This window comes from Streptomyces nigra (assembly GCF_003074055.1).
GTDB lineage: Bacteria > Actinomycetota > Actinomycetes > Streptomycetales > Streptomycetaceae > Streptomyces > Streptomyces nigra.
In genome coordinates, this window is the sequence record NZ_CP029043.1 from 6,267,955 (window position 1) to 6,278,955 (window position 11,001).

The 11,001-nt window shown below is 70.8% G+C and carries 8 protein-coding genes and 1 tRNA gene; 5 read left to right on the top strand and 4 right to left on the bottom strand.

Annotation, left to right across the window (positions count from 1 at the left end; translation table 11 throughout):
• Positions 1–83 precede the first annotated feature (83 nt).
• The 3 genes from DC008_RS28870 to DC008_RS28880 are packed head-to-tail and all read right to left on the bottom strand — an operon-like array spanning position 84 to position 5,176.
• Positions 84–2,228, bottom strand: coding sequence for an acetate--CoA ligase family protein (locus DC008_RS28870; protein WP_108710914.1), 2,145 nt, complete (start codon positions 2,226–2,228; stop codon positions 84–86).
• Positions 2,229–2,232: 4 nt separating this feature from the next.
• Positions 2,233–3,483, bottom strand: coding sequence for a formyl-CoA transferase (frc, locus tag DC008_RS28875; RefSeq protein ID WP_108710915.1), 1,251 nt, complete (start codon positions 3,481–3,483; stop codon positions 2,233–2,235).
• A 10-nt stretch (positions 3,484–3,493) separates the two neighbouring features.
• Entirely contained in the window at positions 3,494–5,176 is a 1,683-nt protein-coding gene (locus tag DC008_RS28880; protein WP_108709466.1) for a thiamine pyrophosphate-binding protein, read from the bottom strand.
• A 145-nt stretch (positions 5,177–5,321) separates the two neighbouring features.
• Between DC008_RS28880 and sucC the strand changes: the two genes are divergently transcribed.
• The 3 genes from sucC (at position 5,322) to DC008_RS28895 (ending at position 9,005) form a co-directional block, all read left to right on the top strand.
• On the top strand, positions 5,322–6,455 hold the full coding sequence (sucC, locus tag DC008_RS28885) for an ADP-forming succinate--CoA ligase subunit beta (RefSeq protein WP_108709467.1): 1,134 nt from the start codon (positions 5,322–5,324) through the stop codon (positions 6,453–6,455).
• A 14-nt stretch (positions 6,456–6,469) separates the two neighbouring features.
• Positions 6,470–7,354 carry a succinate--CoA ligase subunit alpha gene (gene sucD, locus DC008_RS28890; protein WP_108709468.1) on the top strand — a complete coding sequence of 295 codons (885 nt, stop codon included), beginning with the start codon at positions 6,470–6,472 and terminating at the stop codon, positions 7,352–7,354.
• Positions 7,355–7,463: 109 nt separating this feature from the next.
• A complete protein-coding gene (locus DC008_RS28895; protein ID WP_108709469.1) occupies positions 7,464–9,005 on the top strand; it encodes an aldehyde dehydrogenase family protein in 1,542 nt (513 codons plus the stop codon).
• Positions 9,006–9,195: 190 nt separating this feature from the next.
• On the opposite strand, the gene DC008_RS28900 is transcribed toward DC008_RS28895, so the two are convergent.
• Positions 9,196–10,530, bottom strand: coding sequence for a DUF2254 domain-containing protein (locus DC008_RS28900; protein ID WP_108709470.1), 1,335 nt, complete (start codon positions 10,528–10,530; stop codon positions 9,196–9,198).
• A 140-nt stretch (positions 10,531–10,670) separates the two neighbouring features.
• Here DC008_RS28900 and DC008_RS28905 point away from each other — a divergent pair.
• Positions 10,671–10,755, top strand: a tRNA-Leu gene (locus DC008_RS28905).
• Positions 10,756–10,759: 4 nt separating this feature from the next.
• Positions 10,760–10,999, top strand: a complete 240-nt coding sequence (locus tag DC008_RS28910) for a hypothetical protein (RefSeq protein ID WP_108709471.1) — start codon at positions 10,760–10,762, stop codon at positions 10,997–10,999.
• Positions 11,000–11,001: the final 2 nt, after the last annotated feature.

Sequence of the window (11,001 nt, forward strand, 5' to 3'; positions counted from 1 at the left end):
CCCCCTGTCCAATGCCTTTCGTGCGCGCACGGGTCCCGGGGCCGGCCGACGCGCACCGTCGGCCGGCCCCCCGCAGCCTCACCTCATGAGCCGCCCCCCAGCAGTCCCGCCGCCCGCGCCCACCGGTACTTGGCGCCCAGCACGGCCACCGGCTTCTCGGTCGTGTACGGGTACGCCACGACTCCCCGCTCGAAGAGGTACTGGCAGGCCTCCTCGACCTCCACGTCGCCCGCGAGCGACGCCACGACGGGCTTCTCGATGCCCCGCTCACGGAACTCGGCCACCACGCGCGCGGTGAGCTCCGCGAAGACCATCGGGGGAGTGACGATGGTGTGCCAGTAGCCGAGGACCAGCGCATGGATCCGGGGGTCCTCCAGGCCGAGCCGGATCGTCGCCTCGTACGTCGACGGCGGCTCGCCCCCGGTGATGTCCACCGGGTTGCCCGCCGCGCCGAAGGGCGGGATGAACCGGCGGAACGCCTCGTCCAGATCCGGCGGGATCTCCATCAGGGACAGGCCGTTGTCCGTCACCGCGTCCGACAGCAGCACACCGCTGCCGCCCGCACCGGTGATGATCACGACGTCGTCCCCCTGCGGCGTGGGCAGGACCGGCAACGCGCGCGCGTACTCCAGCATCTCGTTGAGCCCGGGAGCCCGGATGACACCGGCCTGCCGGAGGATGTCGTCGTACACGGCGTCGTCGCCCGCGAGGGCCCCGGTGTGCGACCCGGCGGCCTTGGCGCCGGCGGCCGTCCGCCCCGCCTTCAGGACCACGACGGGCTTCTTCGGCACGGTCGCCCGCGCCGCCTCGACGAAGGCGCGGCCGTCCTTCAGGTCCTCCAGGTGCATCGCGATGCACTCGGTGTGCGGGTCCTCGCCGAACCAGGTCAGCAGGTCGTCCTCGTCCAGGTCCGACTTGTTGCCGAGCCCGACGATCGCCGACACACCGGTCTTCGTGGTCCGCGCGAAGCCCAGGATCGCCATGCCGATGCCGCCGGACTGACTGGTCAGCGCCACCCCGCCCTTGACGTCGTACGGCGTGCAGAACGTGGCGCACAGGTCCTGCCACGTCGAGTAGTAGCCGTAGATGTTCGGCCCGAGCAGCCGGATGCCGTGCCGCTCGGCGATCGCGACGATCTCCTCCTGGAGGGCGTGCTCACCGGTCTCCGCGAACCCGGAGGGGATCAGCACGGCGTTCGGGATGCCCTTGCGCCCCACCTCCTCCAGTGCCGACGCCACGAACTTCGCGGGGATGGCGAAGACCGCCACATCCACCTCACCGGGTACGTCCGTGACACTCTTGTACGCCTTGCGGCCCAGAATGTCATCGGCCCGGGGGTTCACCGGATGGATGTCCCCGGCGAAACCACCGTCGACCAGATTGCGCATCACCGAGTTGCCGATCTTGCCCTGCTCGTTGGACGCGCCGATCACGGCGACCGACGACGGCTGCATCAGCCGGCGCATGGAGGTGAGGATCTCCGCGCGCGTGTAGCGCCTGCGCTCCTTGCGCGCCTCGGTGGACAGGATCACCCGGATGTCCGCGGCCACCGCCCCCTCAGCCGTGGCGACGACCGGGTTGAGGTCCACCTCGGCGATCTCCGGGAAGTCCGCGACGAGTTGGCCGACCCGGCGGATCTGCTCGGCCACCGCCCACCGGTCCACGGCGGCCTGGCCGCGCACCCCGCGCAGGATCTCCGCGGAGCGGATCGAGTCCAGCATGGACAGCGCCTCGTCGGCGGTCACGGGCGCCAGCCGGAAGGTGACGTCCTTCAGGACCTCCACCAGGACCCCGCCCAACCCGAACGCGACCACCTTCCCGAACGTCGGATCGGTGACCGCGCCGACGATGACCTCCTGCCCCTGCGGCAGCAGCTCCTGCACCTGGACGCCCTCGATACGGGCGCCCGCGTCGTACGCGCGCGCGTTGTCGACGATGCGGTGGAACGCCGCCCGTACGTCCGCCGCCCCCTCGACACCCACGATCACCCCGCCGGCGTCGGTCTTGTGCAGGATGTCCGGGGAGACGATCTTCATGACGACCGGCCCGCCGAAGCGCGCCGCGTACGCCACCGCCTCGTCGACGTCCCTCGCCAGCTCCTCGCCCGGTACGGCGATCCCGTACGCGTCGGCGATCACCTTGCCCTCGGGCGCGGTCAGCGCGGTACGGCCCTCGGCCCGCACCGCGTCGAGCAGCGTCCGCACCCGGATGACGCGGTCCTCGGCCATCACGTCAGATCACCCCGTTCGACTTGAGCAGGCGCAGCTCCTCGTCGCCGAGGCCGAGCTCGCCGACGTAGACCTCTGCGTTGTGCTCGCCGAGCAGCGGTGAACTGGTCACCTCCACCGGAGAGTCGGACAGCTTGAGCGGGCTGCCCACGGTCACGAAGTCGCCGCGCTCGGGGTGCGGGACGGTGACCACCATCTCGTTCGCGACCAGCGAGGAGTCCTCGATGATCTCCTTCGTGGAGAGGATCGGCCCGCACGGGATGTTGTGGGCGTTCAGCCGCTCCAGCACCTCCCACTTGGGCAGCGTCGAGGACCACTCCTCGATCAGCTGGAACATCTTGCTCAGCTTGGGCAGCCGGGCCTCCGGCGTCGCCCACTCGGGGTCGTCGGCCAGCTCGGGCCGGCCGATGAGCTCGCTGATCGGCTTCCAGCCGACGGGCTGCACGATGACGTACACGTAGTCGTTCGGGCCGCCCGGCGCGCACTTGACCGCCCAGCCCGGCTGGCCTCCGCCGGACGCGTTCCCGGAGCGGGGAACCTCGTCGCCGAAGTCGTCGTTGGGATATTCGGGAAGTGGACCGTGGGACAGGCGCTGCTGATCGCGCAGCTTCACCCGGCAGAGGTTGAGCACGGCGTGCTGCATGGCCACATTGACCCGCTGCCCGCGCCCGGTGGACTCGCGCTGGAAGAGCGCCGCGAGAATCCCGGCCACGGCGTGCACACCCGTGCCCGAGTCCCCGATCTGGGCCCCCGTCGCCAGCGGCGGCCCGTCCTCGAAACCGGTGGTCGACATCGACCCGCCCATGGCCTGCGCCACGACCTCGTACGCCTTGAAGTCGGTGTACGGGCCGTCGCCGAACCCCTTGATGGAGGCATAGACGATCCGAGGATTGATCTCCTGGATGCGGTCCCAGGTGAAGCCCATGCGGTCGACCGCGCCCGGCCCGAAGTTCTCGACCATGACGTCGGAGCGCCGGATCAGCTCGGTCAGGATCTCCTTGCCGCGCTCGGTCTTGGTGTTCAGGGTGATGCTCCGCTTGTTGCAGTTGAGCATCGTGAAGTAGAGGGAGTCGACGTCCGGGAGGTCGCGCAACTGCTTGCGCGTGATGTCACCGGTCGGCGCCTCCAGCTTGACGACGTCCGCGCCGAGCCAGGCGAGCAACTGGGTCGCGGACGGCCCGGACTGCACATGCGTCATGTCCAGGACGCGGATGCCTTCGAGAGCCTTGGACGGAGTATCCGTCGTGCCGGTCATGCAGGCCACCTCACTTGTACATGGTCTGGTTCATGGTTCCGGGGGCGTACGCGTCGGGATCGACCCAGACGTTGATCAGCGACGGCTTCCCGGACTCACGGGCGCGCCGCAGCGCGGGGCCGATGTCGGCGGGGTCGCGGACCTCCTCGCCGTAACCGCCCAGCATCTGAGCGAACTTGTCGTAGTGGACGTCGCCCAGGGTGTTGCCGACCCGCTCGCGCTCCAGGCCGTACTTCTGCGCCTGGCCGTAGCGGATCTGGTTCATCGAGGAGTTGTTGCCGACGATGCCGACGAAGGGGAGGTCGTAGCGGACGAGGGTCTCGAAGTCCCAGCCGGTCAGGGAGAACGCGCCGTCGCCGAAGAGCGCGACGACCTCCTTGTCGGGCCGCGCCTGCTTGGCCGCGAGCACGAACGGCACCCCGACGCCGAGCGTGCCGAGCGGACCCGGGTCCATCCAGTGCCCGGGCGACTTGGGCTGCACGACCTGACCGGAGAAGGTGACGATGTCGCCGCCGTCGCCGATGTAGATGGAGTCCTCGGTGAGGAAGTCGTTGATCTCGCTGACCAGCCGGTACGGGTGGATCGGCGAGGCGTCCGACTTCAGGCTGGGCAGCCGCTTCTCCAGGGCGGTCTGCTCGGCCGCGCGCAGCTCGTCCAGCCACTCCTTGCGCTTGGACGCGCCGCCGTTGACGCGCCCGGAGGCGGCCTCGGTCACCGACTTCAGCACCAGACCGGCGTCCCCGACGATGCCGAGGTCGATGTCGCGGTTCTTGCCGACGGTGCGGTAGTCGAGGTCGATCTGCACGACGGTCGCGTCCGGCGACAGCCGCTTGCCGTAGCCCATGCGGAAGTCGAAGGGCGTGCCGACGATCACGATGACGTCGGCGTTGGAGAAGGCGTACCGGCGGGACAGCTGGAAGTGGTGCGGGTCGCCGGGCGGCAGGGTGCCGCGGCCGGCGCCGTTCATATAGGCGGGGATGTTGAGGGTGCGTACGAGTTCGACGGCCGCCTCGGTGCCCCGCGTCGTCCACACCTGGCTGCCGAGCAGGATGGCCGGCTTCTCGGCGTGGACGAGCAGATCGGCGAGCCGCTCCACGGCCTCCGGGTCGCCGGCGGAGCGGGTGGAGGCACGGTAGGCGCCCGGCTGGGGCACCCGCGCCTTCGCCACCGGCACCTTGGCGTCGAGGACGTCGCGGGGGATCTCCAGGAAGGAGGGCCCGGGGGCGCCGTGGTAGCACTCGCGGAACGCCATCGAGACCATGTCCGCGGCGCGCGCCGTGTCCGGCACGGCCGCCGCGAACTTGGTGATCGGCGTCATCATGTCGACGTGCGGCAGGTCCTGCAGGGACCCCATCTTGTGCTGGGTGAGGGCGCCCTGGCCGCCGATGAGCAGCATCGGTGACTCGGCGCGGAAGGCGTTGGCGACGCCGGTGACGGCGTCGGTGGTGCCGGGTCCGGCGGTGACGACGGCGCAGCCGGGCTTGCCGGTGATACGGGCGTACCCGTCGGCGGCGTGGGCGGCGACCTGCTCGTGACGGACGTCGACGACCTCGATGCCCTCGTCGACGCAGCCGTCGTAGATATCGATGATGTGGCCGCCGCAGAGAGTGTAGATGCGGTCGACCCCCTCGGCCTTCAGCGCCTTGGCTACGAGATGACCACCGGAGATGACGTCCTGGGTGTCGTCGGGCATGGCGAAGTCCTGTCCCTTCGTAGGGGGTGGGAGCGGCTCTCGCGGTACATTGCATACAGTCGACGAATACTGTATGAACCTTGTTATCCCGCATCCGGTGGGTGGTGTCCAGGGGGCGTGCGGCACTTTCGAGTCAGGAGCCGAAATGGACCTGTACGAACACCAGGCAAGGGAACTCTTCGCAGAACACGGCATCTTGGTGCCACGGGCGGAGGTCACGGACTCGTCCAAGGAAGCCCGCGACATCGCCCGCCGGCTCGGCGGCCGAGTCGTCGTCAAGGCACAGGTGAAGACCGGCGGCCGGGGCAAGGCGGGCGGTGTGAAGCTCGCCGCGGACCCCGCGGCCGCCGAACTCACCGCCCGTCAGATCCTCGGCATGGACATCAAGGGCCACACCGTCGGCACGATCATGCTGGCCGAACCCGTCGACATCGAGGCCGAGTTCTACGTGTCCTACGTCCTCGACCGCGCGGCCGGCCACTTCCTCGCCATTGCCTCCGCCGAGGGCGGCATGGAGATCGAGGAGGTCGCCGCCACCCGGCCGGAGGCCGTCGCACGCATCCCCGTCGACCCCGCCGAGGGCGTCACCTCCGCGAAGGCCGGCGAGATCGCCGAGGCCGCCGGACTGCCGCCGCAGACCGTCGACGTCCTCGTCCGCCTCTGGGAGGTACTGGTCCGCGAGGACGCCCTCCTCGTCGAGGTCAACCCGCTCGTGCGCACCGCGCAAGGGCAGATCCTCGCCCTCGACGGCAAGGTCACCCTCGACGACAACGCCCGCTTCCGGCAGGCCCGCTGGGGCGCCGACGGCGTCGAGCACGACGACGCCCTGGAGGCCGCCGCCGCAGCCAAGGGCCTCAACTACGTCAAGCTCGACGGCGAGGTCGGCATCATCGGCAACGGCGCCGGCCTCGTCATGTCCACCCTCGACGTCGTCGCCGGCTGCGGCGCCCGGCCCGCCAACTTCCTCGACATCGGCGGCGGAGCCTCCGCCCAGATCATGGCCGACGGCCTCTCCGTCATCCTGTCCGACCCGGACGTGAAATCCGTCCTCGTCAACGTCTTCGGCGGCATCACCGCCTGCGACGCCGTCGCCGACGGCATCGTCCGCGCCCTGGACACCGTCCGGTTGACCAAACCGCTCGTCGTCCGCCTCGACGGCAACAACGCCGCCCGCGGCAGGGCCATCCTCGACGAGCACGCCCACCCGCTGGTCCAGCAGGCCACCACCATGGACGGCGCCGCAGCGCGCGCCGCCCGACTCGCCGCCACCACCGCCTGAGGAGACACGACGACATGGCCATCTATCTCACCAAGGAGAGCAAGGTCCTCGTCCAGGGCATGACCGGCGGCGAGGGCATGAAGCACACCCGGCGGATGCTCGCCGCCGGCACGAATGTCGTCGGCGGCGTCAACCCGCGCAAGGCCGGCCACACCGTCGACTTCGACGACCGCGCCGTCCCCGTCTTCGGCTCCGTCGCCGAGGGCATCGACGCGACCGGCGCCGACGTCACCGTCGTCTTCGTCCCGCCCGCCTTCGCCAAGGCGGCCGTCACCGAGGCCGCCGACGCCGGCATCCAGCTCGCCGTCGTCATCACCGAGGGCATCCCCGTCCACGACACCGTCGCCTTCACCACCCACGCCACCGCACGCGGCACCCGGGTCATCGGCCCCAACTGCCCCGGCCTCATCACCCCCGGCCAGTCCAACGCCGGCATCATCCCGCCCGACATCACCAAGCCCGGCCGGATCGGCCTGGTCTCCAAGTCCGGCACCCTCACCTACCAGCTCATGTACGAACTGCGGGACATCGGCTTCTCCACCTGCGTCGGCATCGGCGGCGACCCCGTCGTGGGCACCACCCACATCGACTGCCTCGCCGCGTTCCAGGACGACCCCGACACCGAACTGATCGTGCTCATCGGGGAGATCGGCGGCGACGCCGAGGAACGCGCGGCCGCCCACATCCGCGACCACGTCACCAAACCCGTCGTCGGCTACATCGCCGGATTCACCGCCCCCGAGGGCAAGACCATGGGACACGCCGGCGCGATCGTCTCCGGCTCCTCCGGTACGGCCGCCGCGAAGAAGGAGGCCCTGGAGGCCGTCGGCGTACGGGTCGGCGGCACCCCCACCGAGACCGCGCGCCTCGTCCTGGACCGGCTCACCACCGGCGCGTGACGTCACTCATAGTCCACGCGCGCTCACTTACGGGTGCGCGCGCCCCTCGCTAGCGTCCCCCCAGCCATCTCTCCACCGCCCCCGACTGTGCACCGAGAGCGGAGAACCCTTGGCCACCACCCTCACCCTCAAAACCGGCACCTCCTGGGCCGACGCCTGGCAGCGCTGCCTCGCCGTCGCCCCGGAGGCGTTCCGGGACGACCGGGTCCTCAACCTCTGGAACGGCTCCTGGCAGGCGGACGGCCGCGCGCTGCCCGCCACCAGCCCCGTCGACGGCAGCCCCGTGGCCGGCCCGCCCCGCCTGGACGGGGCCACCGCCCACCAGGCCGTACGCGCCTCGCTCGACCAGCACCGCGCCTGGCGGCACGTGCCCCTCGACGAACGGCGGGCCCGTGTCGCCGCCACCCTCGACGCCCTCGCCCACCACCGCGACCTGCTCGCCCTGCTCCTCGTCTGGGAGATCGGCAAGCCCTGGCGGCTCGCGACGGCGGACGTCGACCGCGCCATCGACGGCGTCCGCTGGTACGTCGACGGCATCGAACCGATGACCGCCGGCCGCACCCCGCTCGACGGACCCGTGTCCAACATCGCCAGCTGGAACTACCCGATGAGCGTGCTCGTCCACGCAGTGCTGGTACAGGCCCTGGCGGGCAACGCGGTCATCGCCAAGACCCCGACCGACGGCGGTGTCGCCTGTCTGACCCTGGCCTGCGCGCTCGCCGCCCGCGAGGGGATCCCGGTCACCCTCGTCAGTGGCAGCGGGGGCGAGCTGTCCCAGGCGCTGGTGCGGGCGCCCGAGATCGGCTGCGTGTCCTTCGTCGGCGGCCGCGACACCGGCGCGGCGGTGGCCACGGCCGTCGCCGACCTCGGCAAGCGCCACATCCTCGAACAGGAAGGACTCAACACCTGGGGCATCTGGAACTACTCGGACTGGGACACGCTCACTTCGGTCGTCCCCAAGCTCTTCGACTACGGCAAACAGCGCTGCACGGCCTACCCGCGCTTCGTCGTCCAGCGCGAGCTGTTCGACGACTTCCTGGCCGCCTACCTTCCGGCGGTCCGCACCCTGCGGACGGGCCACCCCCTGGCCGTCGAACAACCCCACGACCCATTCCCCAGCCTGGACTTCGGCCCGGTGATCAACGCCGCCAAGGCCAAGGAGCTCCACGACCAGGTGGCCGAGGCGATCGACCGGGGCGCCGTCCCGCTGCACCGCGGCCGGCTCTCCGACACCCGCTTCCTCCCCGGCCAGGACACCTCGGCATACGTGCAGCCCGTCACCCTCCTCAACCCGCCGCGGTCCTCCCCGCTGCACCACGCGGAACCCTTCGGCCCGGTCGACACGATCGTCCTGGTCGACACCGAGGCGGAACTGCTGGCCGCCATGAACGCCTCCAACGGGGCGCTCGTCGCCACGCTCTCCACCGACGACCGGGCGACCTACGACCGGTTGGCCCCGCAGATCCGCGCGTTCAAGGTCGGCCACGGCACACCCCGCTCACGCGGCGACCGGGACGAACTGTTCGGCGGATTCGGCGCGTCCTGGCGCGGCGCGTTCGTCGGCGGCGACCTGCTGGTACGCGCGGTGACGATCGGCCCGGAGGGTGAGCGCCTGCCGGGCAACTTCCCGGAGTACCAGCTGCTGCCCTGAGGACGAGCACCGGGGCGGGCGGGGGAGCGGCTGCCGGGAACTCCCCGGAGTACCGGCTGCTCCCCTGAGTACGAGCACCGGGGCGGGCGGGGGAGCGGCTGCCGGGAACTCCCCGGAGTACCGGCTGCTCCCCTGACCAAGGGCACCCGCACCGACCGGGGCATCAGCGAGCCGGGGGATCCGGTGACGGTCAGCTGATGCCCTGCCGGTCCGGGCGCAGCGCGAACTCCCGATCGGGGGCGCTCTGGGCGGCCTCCTCGACCGCCTGCCGCAACAGCTCCCGGTGCCGCAGCAAAGGCTCCCGCCGCCCAGGGGGAGCGAGCAGTAGCAAATCGTCAAGGCCGGCCAGCAGCCGCCGCGACACCTGTGGACTCCCGACCGCGCACCCCCGCACTTCAGCGAACCCGAGATCCACCAACTCGTTCCACCCCGGCACGGGCAGCACCAGCCGCACGGCCCCGCCCCGGTCCCGGTGCACGGCCTCGTCCAGCGGCCGCCGGGACAGCGCCGCGAGGAACTGCACGATCCGGTCGAGCGCCTGCACGGCCGTCGTCGGGTCGTTCACCGCCGGGGACAGGGCCCGCAGCGCGATGTCGCACAGCTGCCGCAGCCCGAAACCGAGGTCCTGGTGGTACGTCCGCTCCACACCGACCGACGCGGTGCGACGCAGCGCGCCCACCGGCGGGGCGGCCCCGCCGTGCACGGCGAGCAGCGGCGTGCCCGGCACCACGAAGTCCCCGATCCGCGGGACCAGCCGCAGCACGACCCCGTGCCGCCGGGCCACCCGTACCAGCCGCGTGATGTGCACGTCCCGCAGCACCCCGGCCCGCCCGTCGTACGCCACCCACGCCGTCGGCTCACCGAGCCCGGAAGCGTCCGTACCGCTGGTCGAGGACGCCATCGACGCCACCATCCGAAAGGACTCCGCGGCGATCCGCGCGATCACATGACTGATCCGCATGAGCCGCAGCGTGCCGTTCACGTACAGCACGAACAGCAGCAGGCTCAGCGCGACCATGCACAGCGTGAGCACCGACTGCACCAGCGGCAGCGTCGTCACCTTCCGCGGATCGTCGGTCGTGTCGAACGACGTCAGCACCAGCAGACTGAGCACGAAGGTCGCCAGGAAGACGGCGAACGTCGCCTTGGTGATCCGGCTGCGCACGAAGAGCCGTACGACCCGCGGGGTGAACTGCCCGCTCGCCATCTGGACGGCCACCAGCGAGATGCTGAAGACCACGCCGATGAAGGTCATCATGGCCGACCCGACGGCGTTCACGACGGTCTTGGCGTCCTCCGAGAACCGCAGCAGCTCCTCGAGGGAGGCGTAGTCGCCCTCCTCCCGCAGCGCGTCCACGATCGCCGCGTCCAGCGCCTCCGCCGCCACCCAGACGAAGAAGACACTCACCATCGCGACGGTCGGCGCGAACCAGAACGTGTCCCGCAGATGCTCCCGGAACGGCGACAACGCCCTCGGCCGCCGTCGCCCCGCGGCCGGGCTCTGCGTAATCAGCCAGTCACTCATGGTGCGACCCTAGGCGCGCCGGGCTATGAGGTCCGGGGCCCCCGCCCGACGGAAGGAAACGCAGGTGAAAGGCACTCCGAAAGCTTGGTATTGTTGTCCATGTCGCCGACGGGACACCCCGGCGCGGTGACACACACCTAGTCCGGGTGGCGGAATGGCAGACGCGCTAGCTTGAGGTGCTAGTGCCCTTTATCGGGCGTGGGGGTTCAAGTCCCCCCTCGGACACACAGTGAGACCGATACCGGTCGAGTCGCGCGACTCGACCGGTTTCGTCGTTTCCGAGAGGTTTCGAGCCGCGCCAGTCACCCACCCCCGCGACGAGGCCTTCCGCCTCGGTGGCCTCGGCCCGGCCCGGGTCACCGTCACCGAGTTCCTCGCCCTGGTCGGTATCCCCGAGATCACCGCGGTGCTGGTGGACGACGTCCTCGACGAGGCCCGCCGGCCGCTGAACTCGATCGCCCCGCCCTGAGC